This window comes from Streptomyces sp. NBC_00872 (genome assembly GCF_045161915.1).
Classification (GTDB): Bacteria; Actinomycetota; Actinomycetes; order Streptomycetales; family Streptomycetaceae; genus Streptomyces.
In genome coordinates this window covers 7355580-7373685 of sequence record NZ_CP108806.1, presented here as the reverse complement: position 1 = coordinate 7373685, position 18106 = coordinate 7355580, and the positions used below count along the sequence as shown (strand labels likewise).

The window sequence follows — 18106 nt, the reverse complement described above, 5'->3', positions numbered from 1 at the left end:
GCGGAGGAACGGGGAGGCGGATGGTCGGGCGGGACGGAGCGGGTTACGCCTGGAGGTCGCGCCGCGCGGCGATCTTCGACGAGAGGCCGAAGATCTCGATGAAGCCCTGCGCCTTGGACTGGTCGAAGGTGTCGCCCGAGTCGTAGGTGGCGAGGTTGAAGTCGTACAGCGACTCCTCCGACCTGCGCCCGGTCACGACGGCCCGGCCGCCGTGCAGGGTCATCCGGACATCGCCGGTCACATGCTGGTTCGCCTCGTTGATGAAACCGTCCAGGGCGCGCTTGAGCGGGGAGAACCACAGGCCGTCGTAGACCAGCTCGCCCCAGCGCTGCTCGACCTGCCGCTTGTAACGGGCCAGCTCGCGCTCGACGGTGACACTCTCCAGCTCCTGGTGCGCGGTGATCAGCGCGATCGCGCCGGGGGCCTCGTACACCTCACGGGACTTGATGCCCACGAGCCGGTCCTCGACCATGTCGATCCGGCCGATGCCCTGGGCGCCGGCCCGCTCGTTGAGCTGCTGGATCGCCTGGAGGACGGTGACGGGCCTGCCGTCGACGGCGACCGGCACACCCTCCTTGAAGGAGATGGTGACCTCGTCGGCCTCGCGGGCGACGGCGGGGTTCTGGGTGTACTCGTAGATGTCCTCGATCGGCGCGTTCCAGATGTCCTCCAGGAAGCCCGTCTCGACGGCCCGTCCGAAGACGTTCTGGTCGATGGAGTACGGCGACTTCTTGGTGGTCGCGATCGGGAGGTCCTTCTCCTCGCAGAAGGCGATCGCCTTGTCCCGGGTCATCGCGTAGTCACGGACCGGGGCGATGCACTTCAGATCGGGGCCGAGAGCGGTGATGCCCGCCTCGAAGCGCACCTGGTCGTTGCCCTTGCCGGTGCAGCCGTGGGCGACCGTGCCGGCGCCGTGCTTCTGCGCGGCGGCGACGAGGTGCTTGACGATCGTCGGCCGGGAGAGGGCGGAGACGAGGGGGTAGCGGTCCATGTAGAGGGCGTTGGCCTTGATCGCCGGGAGGCAGTACTCCTCGGCGAACTCGTCCTTGGCGTCCGCGACCTCGGCCTCGACGGCACCGCAGGCGAGCGCGCGCTTGCGGATGACATCCATGTCCTCGCCGCCCTGGCCGACGTCCACGGCGACGGCGATGACCTCGGCGCCCGTCTCCTCGGCGATCCATCCGATGGCGACGGAGGTGTCCAGGCCGCCCGAGTAGGCGAGTACGACGCGCTCGGTCACGGGTATCTCCTTACGGTGCATTCACTGATGGGTATAACTATGCGCTGCACCGTATTGTTTTGTCAACGCGCTCCCCGGCCGCCCCAGCGGTGTCCTCCCCCGCCCCGGGTGCCTGTCACCGGGGTGCCCGTTTCCTGGGGTGCCCGTTTCCTGGGGTGGCCGTTCCCGGGTGTCCCCGGGTGTCTCCTTCAGTGACCCTCAGCGGTGTGCTCCTCCCGCCGTACCTCCGCCGCCAGCAGCGGAGCGTGGCTGTACCGCAGGTCCTTGGTGGCGGTGAGCAGGGTGAGGGTGTCCTCGGCGGCCAGCTCGCGGAGCCGGCCGAGCGCCTCCGCGTGGTCCGGTGCGGCCAGCTCCGCGCCGTACCGCCCGGCGAACTCCTCGAACCGCCCGGGATCGTGCCCGTACCAGGTGCGCAGTTCCGCCGAGGGCGCGGCGGCCTTCAGCCACTCGTCCAGCACGGCGGCCTCCTTCGCCAGGCCGCGCGGCCAGAGCCGGTCGACCAGGACGCGGGTCCCGTCCGCCGGTTCCGGTGCCTCGTAGACCCTGCGGACCCGGACCTCGTGGTCCCGCTTCACGTCGTGTTCCCGCTTCTTCGTCATCGCTCCATGGTCGGTCCGGCGCGGCCGTCCCACGAGCCGAAACCCCCTCCCCATCCGAGTGCGGGGGCGGATAATCGACGGCATGGGAAAGCGCTACGAACGGATCGACGGCCGGATACGCACTTTCATCGAGGAACAGCCCGTCTTCTTCACCGCCACCGCGCCCCTGGCGGACGACGGCCATGTCAATCTCTCGCCCAAGGGGCGGGCCGGCACCCTCGTCGTGATCGACGAGCTGACGCTGGCGTATCTCGACTTCGGCGGCAGCGGCGCCGAGACCATCGCGCATCTCCGGGAGAACGGGCGCATCACGCTGATGTGGTGCGCGTTCACCGGACCGCCCAAGGTGCTGCGGGTGCACGGCCGGGGCGAGCCGGTCTTCCGTGACGACCCGCGCTGGGCCGAGTACATCCCGTATTTCAAGGAAGCCGACGGGCCCGCCACGCGCGCGATCATCGTGATCCATGCCGTACGCATCGGTGACGCGTGCGGTTTCGCGGTGCCTTTCATGGACTACCGGGAGGAGCGGACGCAGCACGCCGAGCACTTCGGCCGGAAGTCCGACGAGGAGTTCGCCGCGTACTGCGCGAAGAAGGACCATGTCGCGGTGAGCCTGGACGGGCTGCCCGCGCTGCCGCTGCCCCTGCCCGCGCGGACGGACTGAGGCCGCGTCGCGGCACCGCCGTACGGAGTGACACCGCCGTACGGAGTGACACCGCCGTACGGCGGATGCGGCCGTACGGGGGACACGGCTGTACGGAGTAACACGGCGGCGGCCCGGGAGGCCGTGCCACGACGGGCGGCATACGGTCCGAACCATGCGTACCGCTCTTGTGCCCGCCGCCGCACTGCTCGCCGCCGTCGCCTCCGCCCCCGCCACCGCTCCGGCCTCCGCGTCCGTTCCCGGCTCCGCCCCCGCCTCGTACGCCGCCGGGCTGACGCTCCCCGAACGGATGACGGACACCGGCGGCGGCAGCCAGCTCATCACCGCGCAGGCTCCCCGTACCGGAGCGACCGAGGGCCGGGTGACCTGGTGGGACCGGCGTCATGGGCGCTGGGTGAAGGCCGGGTCAGCCGCCGCGCGCTTCGGGGCCGGCGGTCTGGTGGACGGCGCCAAGCGGAAACAGGGGACGTCGACCACCCCGACCGGGCTGTACGACCTGCCGTACGCGTTCGGGACCGCCCCGGCACCCGGGGGGACGAGGACCGGGTACCGCCGGGTGACCAGCGCCTCCTGGTGGTGCCAGGACAATGACTCGCGTGCGTACAACCGCTGGGTGGAGGGCCTGCCCTCGGACTGCCGGGCGGACGAGTCCGAGCGGATGGCCTCCTATCGCAAGCAGTACGGCCACGGCCTGGTGATCGGTTACAACTACGACCGGCCGGTGCGCGGCCGGGGCGCCGGGATCTTCCTCCACGTCAACGGCAAGGGCCCGACGGCGGGCTGTGTGTCCGTACCGTCCGGGGCGATGAGGCGCATCCTGGTCTGGGCGGATCCGCGCCGCGCGCCGCATATCGCGATCGGCACCCCGTCCGGCCCGACCGCCATCACCGCCGTGACCTCGTGACCTCGTGACCTCGTAGCCCGCAGCCCGTGGCCCGTGGCCCGTAGGTCCTCGTAACCCGTAGATCCTCCGTGCGGCCATGGGCCCTTTGGACCCGTAGGTCCGGTCCGGCCGAAGGCCCACGACCGAACTCGCCACCGTCTCACGCCACTTCGTTGAACCCTCCGTCGCTCAAATCCGTATCGGCGGGCACAACGGTAGGTGAGGAGCAGTCCCGTGGCGATGATGCACAACGGCCGGGCCGCCAGACGGCAGACCATGCGGGCGATACGCCTGCGGCGGTCGGGCGCGCTGCCGCTGCTCGTGCTGTGCTGGGCGGGCGCGGCGGCGGTCATGGCGCTGTGGTGGCAGAACACCCCGGTCGTCCATATGGACCTGGCCGAGTGGCTGCTCGGGGCGGGGCGGCTGACCGGGCTGCTCGGCGGTTACGCGATCGCGCTCGTGGTGGTGCTGATGGCGCGGGTTCCCGCGCTGGAGCGGCGGGTGGGATCCGACCGGGTGACCCGCTGGCACTCGATGGGCGGACGGTACGCGGTCGGTCTGGTGATCGCCCATGTCCCGCTGACCGTTTGGGGCTACGCGGTCCAGGCGAACTCCGGACCGGTGGCCCAGGCGGTCACGATCGTCGCCGAGTTCCCCCGGATGATCGAGGCGACCGCGGGCACCGTGCTTCTCCTGGTGATCGGCTTCGTCTCGGCCGGGGCGGTGCGGCGCAGAACGCGGTACGAGACCTGGTACTACCTGCATCTGCTCACCTACCTCGCGGTCTATCTCTCCTTCTGGCATCAACTCGCCACCGGCGCCGAGTTCGTCGGCAACGCGGCGGCCCGCACCGCCTGGTACACGCTGTACGGCGCGGCCGGCGCCCTGCTCCTCCGCTACCGCGTACTGGACCCGATCCTGCTCAACAGGCGCCACCGGATGCGGGTCGAGAGGACCGTGTACGAGGCGCCCGGTGTCGTCTCCGTACTGATCACCGGGCGGCGGCTGCACCGGCTGGGCGCCCAGCCCGGCCAGTTCTTCCGCTGGCGGTTCCTCACCGACGGGCTGCGCTGGAGCTCCAATCCGTACTCGCTGTCCGCCCCGCCGCGGCCGGATCTGCTGCGTATCACCGTGAAGGCGAACGGCGAGCACAGCGAGGCCCTCGCCCGGCTGGAACCGGGCACCCGGGTCTGGGCGGAGGGTCCGTACGGCGCGCTGACAGCGGCCCGGCGCAGCCAGGAGAAGGTGCTGATGATCGCCGGTGGCGCCGGGATCACACCGATGCGGGCCCTGTTCGAGACGCTGCCCGGCGGGCCGGGCGATCTGACCCTGCTCTACCGGGCGAGCAAGACCGAGGATCTGGCGCTCTGGGCGGAGTTGCGGGCGATCGCGTCGGCGCGCGGAGCCCGGCTGCTGTACGCGGTCAACGGTCCGGACGGTGTCCGGCCCGAGATCACCCCGCGGCGGCTGCGGGAGCTGCTTCCCGACATCGACGACCACGATGTCTTTGTCTGCGGACCGGCCGGGCTGGCCCGTCAGTCGTACGAGGCACTGCGCGAGGCGGGCGTCCCCACCCGTCGTATCCATCACGAGTCCTTCGAAATGTGAGGCGAGGCAGCCGGTGAAGAGGAAACATCCGCTCCGGCGGATCATGATCGGTGTCGCGGCGACCGCGTCGGGCGTCGTTCTGCTGCTCGCGCTGAAACAGCCGGGCGGCTCGTCGGTGGCGGGTACGACGGCCCCTGTCAGGGCCGGGGGTGGCGTGTCCGCCTCGGCGGGAGCGGACGCCGGCGCGGCGGCGCAGGCGCCATCGGGGACGGGGGCGGATGCCGGTGGCGGCACCGGGCCGGACACGGGAACGGGCACGGATTCCGGTACGGGAGCTGGTACGGGATCGGGCGCGGGCGCGGCGGTGCGGACCGTGCTCGGGGACGCCGTGGACACCCAGTACGGCCCGGTCCAGGTACAGATCACCCTCAGCGGCGGCAGAATCACCAAGGCCGAGGCGGTCCAGAGCCCCGGTGGGTCCATTTCCGCGAACGCCGTTCCCCGCCTCAACGAAGCCGCCGTCACCGCGCGGAACGCGCGGATCGACGCCGTGTCCGGGGCCAGTTACACCAGCAAGGGGTACCAGGACTCGCTTCAGAGCGCCCTCGACAAGGCGGGTGTCTGATGCGGTCGGAGGGCAGACGGCTGCGCCATGTCGAGGAGTCGATGGGCACGGTCTTCTCGTTCGACATCCGCGGGGTGCGGGGCGGGGACGAGGAAGCCGTCCGTGCCGGGCTGCGGGCGGCCGTGGCCTCGCTCCACCGCGTCGACGAGATCTTCTCGACATTCCGCGCGGACAGCCAGATCAGCCGGCTCGGCCGTGGGGAGCTGGCGCTGTCCGAGTGCGCGAGCGAGGTCCGCGAGGTGCTGGAGCTGTGCGCGCAGGCGGAGCGGGAGAGCGAGGGGTGGTTCACGGCCCGGTACGCGGGCGGTCTCGATCCCACGGGTCTGGTGAAGGGCTGGGCGGTGGAGCGCGCGGCCCGGATGCTCGTCTCGGCCGGCGCCTCCGCCGTATGTCTCAACGGCGGCGGCGACATCCAGTTGGTCGGCGGCCCCTGGCGGCTGGGGATCACCGACCCGCTGCGGCCCGGCGGACTGGCCACGGTGATCGAGTGCCGGGGCACCCTGGGTGTGGCCACCTCGGGACCGGCGGAGCGCGGCTGCCATGTGCTCGATCCCCGTACGGGCCGGCCACCGGTGCACGGACCCGCCTCGATCACCGTGGTCTGCCCCGGGGGACTGACCGTGGCCGACAGCCGGGCGACGGCCGCGTACGCCATGGGCAGACGGGCGCGGGACTGGCTGGAGGAGCTGGCCAACACCGAGGGCTTCGGTGTCACGGCCGACGGCGGCCGGTGGATGACCAGCGGCTTCCACCGCTACATCGACTCGGCCGCCGAGGTGAACGCCTGACCCGGTGCGGGCCGGGGCCGCCCCGGCTTCCTGATCCGAACTGCTCCGCCCTCAGCGGTCGTTCTGGGCCAGCTTGAGCAGATGGTCCGCCAGTGCCTGGCCCCCCGCCGGATCGCGGCTGATCAGCATCAGGGTGTCGTCGCCCGCGATGGTGCCGAGGATGTCGCTCAACTCGGCCTGGTCGATGGCCGAGGCCAGGAACTGGGCCGCGCCCGGAGGTGTGCGCAGGACGACGAGATTGGCCGAGGCCTCGGCGGAGATGAGGAGTTCACCGGCGAGCCGGCGCATCCGCTCCTCCTTCGCCGACTCGCCGAGCGGGGCGTGCGGGGTGCGGAAGCCGCCCTCGCTGGGGACCGCGTAGATCAGTTCGCCACCGGTGTTCCGGATCTTCACGGCGCCCAGTTCGTCCAGGTCGCGGGAGAGCGTCGCCTGTGTGACGCTCAGCCCGTCGTCCCCGAGCAGTTTCGCCAACTGGCTCTGGGAGCGCACCGGCTGCCGGTTCAGGATGTCAATGATCCGGCGGTGGCGGGCGGTTCTGGTCTGCGGCACGGACTGCCCGCCGTGCTCGGTCCCCTGGGCCTCGGTCATCGTCGTCTCATTCTCCGGATCGTCCGTCCCCGTGAGCGCTGTCGAGGATGCCGGGCAGCGCCCGCAGGAACGTGTCCACCTCGGCGTCGCCGATGATCAGCGGAGGCATCAGCCGCACGACGTCGGGGGCGGGCACGTTCACCAGGAATCCGGCATCCTGAGCCGCCTGCTGCGCCCGGGGCGCGTACGGCTCGGTGAGCACGATACCCAGGAGCAGTCCGGAGCCACGGACGTGGGAGACCAGCGGATGGCCGAGCGACTCGATTCCGTTGCGCAGCTTCTCGCCCAGCCGCTTCACCTGGTCAAGGAGACCGTCGGCCGCGAGTGTGTCCAGCACGGCGAGTCCGGCGGCGCAGGCGACCGGATTGCCGCCGAACGTCGTGCCGTGGTGGCCCGGCTTGAGCAGATCGGCCGCGGCGCCGAAGGCGATCGTCGCGCCGAGCGGCAGACCTCCGCCGAGTCCCTTGGCGAGGGTGACGACATCGGGTTCGACGCCCTGGTGGGCCTGGTACTCGAACCAGTGGCCCGTCCGGCCCACACCCGTCTGCACCTCGTCCAGGACGAGCAGTGTGCCGGTGGCGCGGGTGATCTCGCGGGCCGCTTCCAGATAGCCCTTGGGCGGGACGACCACACCGTTCTCGCCCTGGATCGGCTCGATGATCACGAACGCCGTCTCCTCGGTGACCGCGGCGCGGAGCGCGTCGACGTCTCCGTAGGGAACATGTGTCACCTCACCGGGCAGCGGCAGGAAGGGCTGCCGCTTGGGGGGCTGACCGGTGAGGGCCAGCGCGCCCATGGTGCGGCCGTGGAAGCCGCCGTCGGTGGCGACCATGTGCTGACGGCCCGTCAGCCGGCCGATCTTGAAGGCCGCTTCGTTCGCCTCGGCGCCGGAGTTGCAGAAGAACACCCGGCCGGGGCGGCCGAAGAGCTGGACCAGCCGCTCGGCGAGGGCCACGGGCTGCTCGGCGACGAAGAGGTTGGAGACATGGCCGAGGGAGGCGATCTGACGGGAGACGGCCTCGACGACGGCGGGATGCGCGTGGCCCAGCGCGTTGACGGCGATACCGCCGACGAAGTCGGTGTACTCGGTGCCGTCGGCGTCCCAGACGCGGGCCCCCTCACCTCGTACGAGAGACAGCTTCGGCGTGCCGTAGTTGTCCGCCATGACGTTCTGCCAGCGCTGTGAAAGCTCCTGGTTGCCGGTCACTTCGCTCCCTCTTGGCTTCCGTTGACTGCGCTTCCGTCGGGTGCGTCGGGCACGACCATCGTGCCGATGCCCGAGTCGGTGAAGATCTCCAGCAGGATCGAGTGCGGGACCCGGCCGTCGAGCACCCGCGCGGTCCTGACACCGTTGCGTACGGCGTACAGACAGCCCTCCATCTTCGGCACCATGCCGCTGGACAGCTCGGGCAGCAGCTTCTCCAGCTCGGTGGCGGTGAGCCGGCTGATCACGTCGTCGCTGTTGGGCCAGTCCTCGTACAGTCCCTCGACATCGGTGAGGACCATCAGTGTCTCGGCGCCCAGTGCGGCCGCGAGCGCGGCGGCGGCGGTGTCGGCGTTGACGTTGTAGACATGTCCGTCGTCGGCGCTGCGCGCGATGGAGGAGATGACCGGGATCCGGCCGTCGCCGAGCAGCGCCTCGATGGCTCCGGTGTCGATCGCGGTGATCTCGCCGACGCGGCCGATGTCGACCAGTTCGCCGTCGATCCGCGGCCGGTGGCGGGTCGCGGAGATGGTGTGCGCGTCCTCGCCGGTCATACCGACGGCGAGCGGGCCGTGCTGGTTGAGCAGTCCGACCAGCTCGCGCTGGACCTGTCCGGCCAGCACCATCCGTACGACGTCCATCGCCTCCGGTGTGGTGACCCGCAGACCGGCCTTGAACTCGCTGACCAGGCCGTGCCGGTCGAGCTGTGCGTTGATCTGGGGGCCGCCGCCGTGCACGACGACGGGCTTGAGGCCGGCCTGCCGCAGGAAGACGACGTCCTGGGCGAAGGCGGCCTTGAGATCCTCGTCGACCATGGCGTTTCCGCCGAACTTGATGACGACGGTCCTGCCGTTGTGGCGGGTGAGCCAGGGCAGCGCCTCGATGAGGATCTGTGCCTTGGGCAGCGCGGTGTGCTTACGGGCGGTCACGAGCTGTACGCGCTGTTCTCGTGGACGTACTCGGCGGTGAGGTCGTTGGCCCAGATGACCGCGGAGTCCGTGCCGGCGGCGAGATCGGCGGTGATCCGTACCTCGCGGTAGCGCATGTCGACCAGATCGCGGTCCTGGCCGACGGCGCCGTTGCGGCAGACCCATACACCGTTGATGGCGACATTGAGCTCGTCGGGCTCGAAGGCGGCGGCGGTGGTGCCGATGGCGGAGAGCACCCGGCCCCAGTTGGGGTCCTCGCCGTGGATGGCGCACTTGAGGAGGTTGTTACGGGCGATGGAGCGGCCCACCTCGACGGCGTCGTCCTCGGTCGCGGCGTTGATGACCTCGATCCGGATGTCCTTGGAGGCGCCCTCGGCGTCCCCGATGAGCTGACGGGCCAGATCGGCGCAGACCGTACGGACGGCCTCGGCGAACTCCTCGTACGCGGGGGTCACGGCGGAGGCGCCCGAGGCGAGCAGCAGCACGGTGTCGTTGGTGGACATGCAGCCGTCGGAGTCGACGCGGTCGAAGGTGGTGCGGGTGGCCGCGCGCAGGGCGGTGTCCAGGGCGGGTGCCTCGACATCGGCGTCGGTGGTGAGGACGACGAGCATGGTGGCGAGACCGGGTGCGAGCATGCCCGCGCCCTTGGCCATGCCGCCCACGGTCCAGCCGTCGCCGCCCACGACGGCGGTCTTGTGGATGGTGTCGGTGGTCTTGATGGCGATGGCGGCCTTCTCGCCGCCGTGCTCGGACAGCTCGGCGGCGGCCTTCTCGATCCCGGGCAGCAGCTTGTCCATGGGGAGCGGCAGACCGATGAGACCGGTGGAGGCGACGGCGATCTCTCCGGCGCTGTGGTCCCCGTGATCCCCGTGGTCGGCACGGTCGCTTCCGCCCGGCGTACCCGACGCACCGAACTCACCGATGCCGTTGAGGACCTCGGCGGCCTTCTCCGCGGTGGCGTGGGTGTCCTGGAAGCCCTTCGGTCCCGTACAGGCGTTGGCGCCGCCGGAGTTGAGGACGACGGCGCCGACCTCGCCGCCCTTGAGGACCTGCTCCGACCAGAGGACGGGGGCGGCCTTGACGCGGTTGGAGGTGAAGACACCCGCGGCGGCGCGGCGCGGACCGTTGTTGACCACGAGGGCCAGGTCCGGATTGCCGTTCTCCTTGATCCCGGCGGCGATGCCCGCCGCCGTGAATCCCTTCGCTGCGGTGACGCTCAAGGTGCCACTCCGATCGTGGAAAGTCCGGTGTCCTCGGGGAGTCCGAGGGCGATGTTCATGCTCTGCACCGCGCCACCGGCGGTGCCCTTGGTGAGGTTGTCGATGGCGCTGATCGCGATGATGCGGCCCGCGGACTCGTCGTGGGCGACCTGGATCTGTACGGCGTTGGAACCGTAGACGGACGCCGTGGCGGGCCACTGCCCCTCGGGGAGCAGATGGACGAAGAGCTCGTCGGCGAAGGCCTTCTCGTACGCGTCCCGTACGTCCTGGGGCGTCGTGCCCGGCTTCGCCTTGACGGAGCAGGTGGCGAGGATGCCGCGGGGCATCGGGGCGAGGGTGGGTGTGAAGGAGACGGTGACCCGCTCCCCGGCGGCCTCGCTGAGGTTCTGGATCATCTCGGGGGTGTGCCGGTGCCCGCCGCCGACGCCGTACGGGCTCATGGAGCCCATCACCTCGGAGCCGATCAGATGGGGCTTGGCCGTACGGCCGGCGCCGGAGGTGCCGGAGGCGGCGGTGATCACGGCCTCGGGCTCGGCCAGCCCCGCCGTATACGCGGGGAAGAGCGCGAGCGAGACGGCGGTGGGATAGCAGCCGGGCACCGCGACACGCTTGGACCCCTCCAGCGCGGCGCGGGCGCCCGGCAGTTCGGGAAGCCCGTAGGGCCAGGTCCCGGCGTGGGCGGAACCGTAGAACCGCTCCCAGTCGGCGGCGTCCTTCAACCGGAAGTCGGCGCCCATGTCGATGACGAGGACCTCTTCACCGAGCTGCTCGGCGACAGCGGCCGACTGCCCGTGCGGCAGCGCGAGAAACACGACGTCGTGCCCGGCGAGCACCTCGGCGGAGGTCGCCTCCAGCATCCGGTCCCCGAGCGGCACCAGATGCGGCTGAAGCCCCCCGAGCCGCTGCCCGGCGTTGGAGTTCCCGGTGAGGGCCCCGATCTCCACCCCGGGGTGACCGAGCAGCAGCCGCAGCAGTTCCCCGCCCGCGTATCCACTCGCTCCCGCCACTGCCGCGCGTACAGCCATCGAAAATCCTCCTCAGCGATGGCATGACTATACGTTCCTCCGCAGCCTTATGCAATGAGGTGTGCTCCGCGACCGCTCAGTTGATGTGACCGAGATTTTTAGGTGGCGGACGAGCGCAGTACTTGGCGGATCTTGCTTCCGTAACGCTGTGTTGTTGTCATTGTTCGAGATAGGAGTCATCTGGTCGCACCCTCTGTCACCGCCCCTTCGCTGAAGGGCGGAGGAGGTGGAGCCTGCTGGAGCAGAAGCGTCTGGCAGCATGAGCCCGTGACCATCGTCGACGACTCGAGTGCCCCCCTCCGGCTGCTTCTGGGTCGGGAGGTAAGCGCCGTCTGCTTCGTGTGCGACTACGTCGAGCTGCACTTCGACGGACCGGTCTTGCGGGCACTGAGCAACCCCTTCGGCCTGTATGGCTGCCGCGGATGGCACTTTCCTGCGCAGGGATCTCCGGAGCTCATGCGCTCCTTCATCGGCAAGACCGTCGACGACTACGAGCTGCTTCCGGACCGGCTCCTCGCGGTGGACTTCGGAGAACACCGCTTTGCCATCCCGCTGGACCAGGCTTCGCGCGTGGGTCCCGAGGCGGCCCATCTAGTCGGCGTTGACGAGAAAGGTCAGACCGACGCGCGAGCGATGTGGATCTGGTGACAGCCGTCGCGACTGAGTGAGGAAAGTGACAACCATCCCGACCAGCCGGCGACAGTCATCACGGCCAGGGTGAAGTGAAAGTGCAGGTCGCGGGCTGCTCCGGGTGACACCTATCTCGGCCAGTCACAGTTGTTGAGACTTAGTGCTCTCGTTGGCCCCTGAGCGTTACAGCTAGCGCCTTCCCAACTCGGGACCACACTGCCCCGGCTCTTGAGGTTCCTGAGCTGGGCGTTAGCCTCAGCGGATGATTCCTGAGCCGTCGCCGAAGGTCATCACGCGTCTCCGCGACGGGCGGATCCACGCCTACGTCGTGGGCGCCGGCCTCTACGGGACGCTGGAGCCCGCAGCGGCCTTCCAGCCGCGGGATGGCGAGGAGGTCGCAGCGTCGGTGGTTCGGCAGGATTTGGGAGTGGGTCGTGTACATGACGCTGAACAGAGTCGTCTGCCTCACGCGCGCCGGCGAACTCATGTGGGCCTCGGACTTCGAACCGCACTCTGACGTACGCCATGGCTACCAGCCGGCTATGTGCAGTCTCTGGACGGCCGGACGGTGTGGGTCTACCGGCCGGACGCGATGGCGGGACGCGGGGGCGGGACGCGGGGGCGGGGACCTGTGGGTCGTGCACGACGCCGACAGCGGTGTGGTCGTCGCCCGCCGGGGACTAGAGACGGTCGGGCACGGCACCTTCCACCGCCTGCATCCCGTGGACGGCAGCATCTACATCGACATCGGTGAGGGCCAGGACGGCTCCGTCATTCTCCGGGGCACGGGCGGGGCGGACAGCGAGCCGGAGTTCGTGACGTACCCGTGGCAGGACCGCTGCCTGATCGACCTGGACTGGACGCTCGGCCAGGCCGACTGGGATGAGATCCGCAGCTAGCTCCCAAAGATCAGGAACGGGAGAGACCGTCCGGAACTCGACCCGCACAAACGGCAGTGCGCGTCCACCTTCATCTGGACCACCGCCACTCAAAACGAGCGCTGCCTCGCGCCTTCCCACCCTGATACCCCCGCAGAACCAGCCTTCCTGGAGACCTGGCGCAAACGAGCCAGCTCCTTGTACCACCACCTCTTCCACTCGGAAGGCCCCTACTACAAGACCCTGCGCGGCCTCCTCAGTCGGTTCTGCGAGAGGTCGGGGGTGAGATTCCCCCTGGACTCGGCTTTTAGGCACTGAGGCGGATCTTCGAGATAGGCTCCATGCCACCCCACGATCAGGCAGTATGAGCCGTTACAGGGTGGCACGCAGCAAGGTGCGGTGAGGTCATGGGGATAAGTGTGGCAACCGAAGCAGAGATCGTAGACAAGTTCAAGAGTTCACAGAACGCTCTGGTGATCCAGGCTTCTGACCTGTCATTGGAAACCGTTTCTCAGATGGCCCAAACAGGCGCTATCGATGTCTCTCCGCTTTTCCAACGGCGAGAGCGGTGGGACCTGCGCCGACAGTCCGCACTCATTGAATCATTCCTTATGAATGTTCCGGTCCCTCCCGTATATCTCTCCGAAGACGATTACGGAAGCTATTCGGTAATTGACGGCAAGCAGCGCATTACCGCGATCCGTGATTTCATGATGGATAAGTTCAGCCTGAGCCTATTGGACCGATTCCACGAGATTAGCGGCCTCAAGTTTTCAGAGCTACCCGGGCAGTTGCAAAATTCTCTGCGGGTCCGCCCGTACATTCGAGCAATTACCATCCTTCGACAATCCGACCGAGCGACCAAGTATGAGGTATTCCACAGGCTGAATTCTGGCGGCGAGCCTCTCAATGCCCAGGAAATCAGGAATGTTATCTATCGAGGGCCACTGAACGACCTTGTGATGGAGCTTTCCGAGGCCCCATTCCTTCGGCGTCAGCTAAAAATCAGGGACGATAAGTCGACATCTTACAATCTCATGAATGATGCCGAATTTGTCCTTCGCTACCTGATGCTCACAGAGGAGTGGAGGGATTTTTCGGGAGACTACAGGAAGTCCATGGATCGCTACATGGAGCGTCATACCAGCCTGAAGACCTCCGAGATCGCAACACTTCGCTCCAGCTTCCAAAAGGCACTGAGCGCCTGCGAGAGCATCTGGGGTAACTATGCGTTTAAGCGTCCGGATGGCGGCGGATGGAGAGATCAGATGCTCGCCGGCATGTTCGATGCTCAGATGGTGGCAATCAGCCTCGCCGACGATAAGCGAATCTCCTCGCTAACTTCTCGCTCAGATGAAGTTCTAAAGAAAACCCGGAAGCTGTTTGATGACCCCGCCTTCGATAACGCAGTGAGAGTTTCCACCAATACTGCTTCCAGGGTTCTCTATCGAGTTGAAAAAGTGTGGGACATGGTCTCTTCGGTCTGATCTGCGGAGGTTGTGGATATGCTTTCCCATGATTCCCTGCTCCGGAGAATCGAGACCATCGAGCAGGCGGCTTCAGACTCCTTCCTCATCGACCGAGTTCTCACAGATGTCGAGCATAACGATAGGGCTAGGCTCCTCAGGAACGGCCTAATGGTGGTGGCCTTCACTTCACTGGAGGATTTCATCCGGGCACGTACTGGCGAACTGCTAGATTCAATCAGTCGAACCGTCCTGCCGTTCTCGGAGCTTCCAGATATTCTGCAAACTGCAGCAACCATGGGTGCTATGAAAGCAGCGCGCTCTCGCGCTGAAATGGCAAAAAGTGCCGGGGACGACGCGCAGGCTCTCCTTCAGGAGGCTGCGGCACACGTTGCAAGTACCGCCGGGGGTGCGCTCCAACTGAGTCGGTTTAGCCTTGGATACTCAGGTTCCAATGTCAGCAGTTCTGAGATCGCTGGAATCCTTTCCACGTTTCATGTGGCGGATGCATGGAATGAGATCACATCGATTGCGAGTCGGTGTGGGGCTGGCAGTATGCCGTTGAAGGCTGCGTATGATCAAGCAATTCAACTGCGTCACTCTGCCGCTCACCGACCTGACGCCAACGTCCAACCGCGGGACCTTCAGAATTTTTGCTCGCAGGCGGTGGCGATAGCGCTCGGCTTCGATGTCATTGCAAGTCGCGCTGCGCGGCTTATTCGGGAGGGTGACTCAGCAATCCTGGCAGGGAAGGTGAAGCCGTCTGGAGGAATTAAGATCCGTTTCCTCGATGCCGAGCCCAGGGGGGCAGTAGAGCGCAAGGAAGGGGTGGCGCGCGCCGTGAGCGTAAACAAGGATGCAACAGAAGCGCTTAAGAACGCTGTTCGAAATGCTGCACTGAAGAAGGAGCCTCTGGTTTCACGGGGACCCAGTGTACTTCCTGTTCATTGGGTGATCACCGACGCGACGTAATTCGACACGTGAGGGCCACCTGACTGATTTGTTGAGGAAAAGGCGATGGGTGCAGATCAAACCAGGGGTTCCGAGGCCCACAAGCAGGCCGTTTCTTAAGCACAGCAGCCAGCGACGTGGGACGGCCCCTCAAAGGATCTGCACCCAACCTGGTTCACTCTATTCATGCGACAGTAGCAACGGAGGTGCGGTGTCGACTGCTGGCAGAACGCACTCAGGAGCGGCCAGGTAAGGTTTCTCTGCACTGAGGAGGAACTCCATGGCATTGGGCCGTAAGGGGGCACGTCGCATCGTCGTCAATGATGTGGCCTATCGTTGGCGGCTCCGTCGAAGGCCGACCTACAGCCAGGCCCTGTGCTGGTCGCCCTGCGCCTATGCCGTCGAGCACACAGACCACCCTGGATCGGTCCTGGTGGTCACGACGGACCAGCCCCATTCCAGCAACTGGTTCGGTCACCAGGCGCGGCCGGTGTTGCCGTCCGACGTCGCGAACGCAATTCAACTCGCGCTCAGCCAGGGATGGACACCCACGTCCTCCGGCCCACCGTTCCAACTCGACCAATCCGACGGCTTCACCCTGCGCGCTGAACCAGTCACTTGGCGGACACCTCTGTCAGCAACACGACGCGATCACTCTCGGCGTAAAACCCCAACACTGGTTGGTCCGCGTCTCCTTCGGGCGTCATCACCACCGACCTGCCCAACCTGTGTCCGATGACTCGCAGAAGTCCGCACAGCACGTCCAGCCGATCTTGTCCCTGCAGCTCACAGAGATCGACATCGAAATCGATCTCCTCGGGCGCATAGAAGCGGAAGATAGCTAGCACGCCGGGTGTCGGCCAGACCCTCAACTCCGGGCACTCGGCGTCCACCGGTCGGGAGAACACCGCCTCCGCCAGAGGCATGGACCGCACGACCGCACCCTCGGAGTACTGCCACTGCCACCTACTCGCAGCCACCAAATCGAGGACGGCTTGCCAGTCCTCAACCGAGGCATCGGCGACGTGGACGTCCGGCAACGTCCCCATCGCTTCAGGGTCGAAGAAGCGCTTCACGTCATCCCACAGCAGATCGGGCACACCGCCATGCTGCCGGGCCTGCCACTATCACGCAGCCCAGTTTTCTCCAGCGCGGCGGACCGTCCGCCTCCACAGCCCGACTCGCCAACTATCCGTCGGCAAAATCGCCAACCAAAAATCGACATGCCCCGGAGACCTCGCCTGATCCGCGGTGCACCCGCCAGCTACCAGTCGTGGTCACAGTTGAGGTGATCGAGTGTTTCAGTCGGCGGCGGGGCGATCAGCGCTGGGGCACCAGATTTTTCATCACGGCGAGCGGCAGCGAGGGGTTGGCGGCCGCGGCTTCCGCCACCTGCCCGTCGGTGTCGCTGAGCAGCTCCACGATGACCGGCGGCGGGAGCGCCGGATGGCCGGCGGCCATGGGTCTCGCCTGTCGGTCCGCCAGGCAGGCGAGCAGCGCCGGGGCCGCCGCGTTGCGGTGCCGGGCGATCTCGCGGAACGCCTTCCGTACCGGGGGTTCATGCCGGGCCAGGTCCTCCAGCAGCGCCGGGGGCGCGTCCGGGTTGGCCGCCACCTTGGCGACAACCCGGACTCCGTGCCGGTCCACCATGGCGCGCAGCTGTGCTTCGGAGAGGCCCGGGTGCGAAGCGATGGACTTGACCACCTTCGCATCGGGATCGGCGGCCAGTGCGTCGCGGATCCCGGCCGGCAGATCGCGTCGCCGGGCCAGGAGCATCCGCACGGCCGGATTCGGTGACTGGGCGAGCTCCTCGACCTCTGTGGGAGAGGCGGTGGCGATGCACGGCAGCAGGGTGGCGCCGATCCTGGTGGTGACGGCCAGGCGGCTGAGTACGTCGGGCGGCACATGGGGGTGGTGCGCGAGCGCGCGCCGCACATTGTGGTCAGGGTCGTCGGCCAGCGCGCGGATCAGCGGTTCGCCGATCGCGGGGTTCCCGGCGAGTTCGGCGCGGACACCGGGGACCGTATCCGCGGCAAGCCGTCCGTACACCTGCGGAGGCAGGTCGGGACGGGCGGCGAGCGCCCACCGCAGCAGGGTGGAGGAATGACCGGCGAAGCCGACGACGGCTTCGGTGGGTGTGGCCGGGTTCTCCAGTGCCGCCTGCCGTATGTCGTGCACGGTGGACTCGTGGGAGCCGTCGCAGGAGGCGCCCGGCGGCAGATCGCAGTGGAGCCGCGAGCATCGCGGATCGTGCGCGAACGGTGTGTCCTCGCGGTCGCAGACCTGGCACCGCCGCGCGGGAGGCAGCCCCTCCCCGGTGATCAGCGCCGCCAGTACGGCCGGGGGCGTCGCCTCGTTGGCCGCCACCGCGCGGCGGACCTCCGCATGCGGATGCCCCGCGAGCCCGGCGGCGACCTCCGGCGTGGTCCACAACGCCAGCTCCGCGACGACCTGTACATCCGGGTCCGCGGCGAGCGTCTCCACCACAGCGGGCGGGAGGCCGGGGCAGGCGGCCAGCTTCTCCCGGCGCTCGGAGAGCGGGTCCGCCGCGAACAGGAACGCCCACTCCGGGTTGCCGGAACGCTCGTCGAGCAGGGCGAGTGTGGCATCGGGCCGTGCCACGGGATCAATGTCGGCGGCGGTCAGCCGGCCCTCGTGAACGAGCCGTACGGCGCTCTCCTCGACGCGCGAGGCCAACGCGACCGCCTGCGCGTGGCTGAGGTCCGCGCGACCGGCGAGTTCCGTGGCGATGTCGGCGTCCGCGACCTCGATCAGCCGGCCGACCAGCTCGGACGGCAGAGCGGCATTGGCGGCAAGGCCGCACAGGACACGGTTCACAGAGGGCATCCTGCCGGGAGCCGTGACCGA

Annotated in this window: 18 protein-coding genes; 9 read left to right on the top strand and 9 right to left on the bottom strand. The window is 68.0% G+C overall.

Annotation, left to right across the window (positions count from 1 at the left end):
* Nucleotides 1-43: 43 nt before the first annotated feature.
* Together OG214_RS31535 and OG214_RS31530 are read right to left on the bottom strand one after the other, a co-directional pair.
* The gene (locus OG214_RS31535) at nucleotides 44-1240 is read right to left on the bottom strand and encodes an argininosuccinate synthase (protein WP_363083661.1); all 1197 of its coding nucleotides are present in this window, start codon (nucleotides 1238-1240) and stop codon (nucleotides 44-46) included.
* Nucleotides 1241-1428: 188 nt separating this feature from the next.
* Nucleotides 1429-1839 (bottom strand): DUF488 domain-containing protein, encoded by a 411-nt coding sequence (locus OG214_RS31530; protein ID WP_405986645.1) that lies wholly within the window; start codon nucleotides 1837-1839, stop codon nucleotides 1429-1431.
* A gap of 82 nt (nucleotides 1840-1921) precedes the next feature.
* Between OG214_RS31530 and OG214_RS31525 the strand changes: the two genes are divergently transcribed.
* The 5 genes from OG214_RS31525 (at nucleotide 1922) to OG214_RS31505 (ending at nucleotide 6347) form a co-directional block, all read left to right on the top strand.
* Nucleotides 1922-2503: a pyridoxamine 5'-phosphate oxidase family protein gene (locus tag OG214_RS31525; RefSeq protein WP_405986644.1), complete on the top strand. Its 582-nt coding sequence runs from the start codon at nucleotides 1922-1924 to the stop codon at nucleotides 2501-2503.
* Between the two features lie 154 nt (nucleotides 2504-2657).
* Nucleotides 2658-3407: a L,D-transpeptidase gene (locus OG214_RS31520; protein WP_405986643.1), complete on the top strand. Its 750-nt coding sequence runs from the start codon at nucleotides 2658-2660 to the stop codon at nucleotides 3405-3407.
* Nucleotides 3408-3626: 219 nt separating this feature from the next.
* Nucleotides 3627-4994: a ferric reductase-like transmembrane domain-containing protein gene (locus OG214_RS31515; RefSeq protein ID WP_405987675.1), complete on the top strand. Its 1368-nt coding sequence runs from the start codon at nucleotides 3627-3629 to the stop codon at nucleotides 4992-4994.
* Nucleotides 4995-5007: 13 nt separating this feature from the next.
* Nucleotides 5008-5559, top strand: a complete 552-nt coding sequence (locus OG214_RS31510; protein WP_405986642.1) for an FMN-binding protein — start codon at nucleotides 5008-5010, stop codon at nucleotides 5557-5559.
* On the top strand, nucleotides 5559-6347 hold the full coding sequence (locus tag OG214_RS31505) for an FAD:protein FMN transferase (RefSeq protein WP_405986641.1): 789 nt from the start codon (nucleotides 5559-5561) through the stop codon (nucleotides 6345-6347). The genes OG214_RS31510 and OG214_RS31505 overlap by 1 nt, the downstream gene beginning before the upstream one ends.
* Nucleotides 6348-6398: 51 nt before the next feature.
* Here OG214_RS31505 and OG214_RS31500 read toward each other — a convergent pair whose 3' ends face one another.
* Genes OG214_RS31500 through argC form a run of 5 tightly spaced genes read right to left on the bottom strand, consistent with a single transcriptional unit; the run spans nucleotide 6399 to nucleotide 11313 of the window.
* Nucleotides 6399-6935 (bottom strand): arginine repressor, encoded by a 537-nt coding sequence (locus tag OG214_RS31500; RefSeq protein WP_363085169.1) that lies wholly within the window; start codon nucleotides 6933-6935, stop codon nucleotides 6399-6401.
* Between the two features lie 7 nt (nucleotides 6936-6942).
* Nucleotides 6943-8142, bottom strand: a complete 1200-nt coding sequence (locus OG214_RS31495; RefSeq protein ID WP_363085170.1) for an acetylornithine transaminase — start codon at nucleotides 8140-8142, stop codon at nucleotides 6943-6945.
* Complete coding sequence (gene argB, locus OG214_RS31490) at nucleotides 8139-9068, bottom strand: acetylglutamate kinase (protein ID WP_363085171.1); 930 nt, start codon at nucleotides 9066-9068, stop codon at nucleotides 8139-8141. Before argB ends, OG214_RS31495 begins: the two co-directional genes overlap by 4 nt.
* Nucleotides 9065-10288: a bifunctional glutamate N-acetyltransferase/amino-acid acetyltransferase ArgJ gene (gene argJ / locus OG214_RS31485; RefSeq protein WP_405986640.1), complete on the bottom strand. Its 1224-nt coding sequence runs from the start codon at nucleotides 10286-10288 to the stop codon at nucleotides 9065-9067. The genes argB and argJ overlap by 4 nt, the downstream gene beginning before the upstream one ends.
* Entirely contained in the window at nucleotides 10285-11313 is a 1029-nt protein-coding gene (gene argC / locus OG214_RS31480) for an N-acetyl-gamma-glutamyl-phosphate reductase (protein WP_405986639.1), read from the bottom strand. The genes argJ and argC overlap by 4 nt, the downstream gene beginning before the upstream one ends.
* A gap of 267 nt (nucleotides 11314-11580) precedes the next feature.
* On the opposite strand from argC, the gene OG214_RS31475 reads away from it, so the two are divergent.
* The 4 genes from OG214_RS31475 to OG214_RS31460 all read left to right on the top strand — a co-directional run bounded on the left by OG214_RS31475 (nucleotide 11581) and on the right by OG214_RS31460 (nucleotide 15259).
* Nucleotides 11581-11961 (top strand): hypothetical protein, encoded by a 381-nt coding sequence (locus OG214_RS31475; protein ID WP_405986638.1) that lies wholly within the window; start codon nucleotides 11581-11583, stop codon nucleotides 11959-11961.
* A 620-nt stretch (nucleotides 11962-12581) separates the two neighbouring features.
* Nucleotides 12582-12842 carry a hypothetical protein gene (locus tag OG214_RS31470; protein ID WP_405986637.1) on the top strand — a complete coding sequence of 87 codons (261 nt, stop codon included), beginning with the start codon at nucleotides 12582-12584 and terminating at the stop codon, nucleotides 12840-12842.
* A 398-nt stretch (nucleotides 12843-13240) separates the two neighbouring features.
* Nucleotides 13241-14308 carry a DUF262 domain-containing protein gene (locus OG214_RS31465; RefSeq protein WP_405986636.1) on the top strand — a complete coding sequence of 356 codons (1068 nt, stop codon included), beginning with the start codon at nucleotides 13241-13243 and terminating at the stop codon, nucleotides 14306-14308.
* An 18-nt stretch (nucleotides 14309-14326) separates the two neighbouring features.
* Complete coding sequence (locus OG214_RS31460) at nucleotides 14327-15259, top strand: hypothetical protein (RefSeq protein ID WP_405986635.1); 933 nt, start codon at nucleotides 14327-14329, stop codon at nucleotides 15257-15259.
* 593 nt (nucleotides 15260-15852) lie between these two features.
* Here the strand turns inward: OG214_RS31460 and OG214_RS31455 are convergent.
* Together OG214_RS31455 and OG214_RS31450 are read right to left on the bottom strand one after the other, a co-directional pair.
* Nucleotides 15853-16338, bottom strand: a complete 486-nt coding sequence (locus tag OG214_RS31455; protein WP_405986634.1) for a hypothetical protein — start codon at nucleotides 16336-16338, stop codon at nucleotides 15853-15855.
* A 220-nt stretch (nucleotides 16339-16558) separates the two neighbouring features.
* A complete protein-coding gene (locus tag OG214_RS31450) occupies nucleotides 16559-18076 on the bottom strand; it encodes a hypothetical protein (RefSeq protein ID WP_405986633.1) in 1518 nt (505 codons plus the stop codon).
* Nucleotides 18077-18106 lie beyond the last annotated feature (30 nt).

Bases quoted from the DNA above. Each gene is read 5' to 3' on its own strand.
- OG214_RS31530 (WP_405986645.1), bottom strand. From the start codon at position 1,839: ATGACGAAGAAGCGGGAACACGACGTGAAGCGGGACCACGAGGTCCGG.
- OG214_RS31525 (WP_405986644.1), top strand. From the start codon at position 1,922: ATGGGAAAGCGCTACGAACGGATCGACGGCCGGATACGCACTTTCATC.
- OG214_RS31520 (WP_405986643.1), top strand. From the start codon at position 2,658: ATGCGTACCGCTCTTGTGCCCGCCGCCGCACTGCTCGCCGCCGTCGCC.
- OG214_RS31515 (WP_405987675.1), top strand. From the start codon at position 3,627: ATGATGCACAACGGCCGGGCCGCCAGACGGCAGACCATGCGGGCGATA.
- OG214_RS31505 (WP_405986641.1), top strand. From the start codon at position 5,559: ATGCGGTCGGAGGGCAGACGGCTGCGCCATGTCGAGGAGTCGATGGGC.
- OG214_RS31500 (WP_363085169.1), bottom strand. From the start codon at position 6,935: ATGACCGAGGCCCAGGGGACCGAGCACGGCGGGCAGTCCGTGCCGCAG.
- argC (WP_405986639.1), bottom strand. From the start codon at position 11,313: ATGGCTGTACGCGCGGCAGTGGCGGGAGCGAGTGGATACGCGGGCGGG.
- OG214_RS31460 (WP_405986635.1), top strand. From the start codon at position 14,327: ATGCTTTCCCATGATTCCCTGCTCCGGAGAATCGAGACCATCGAGCAG.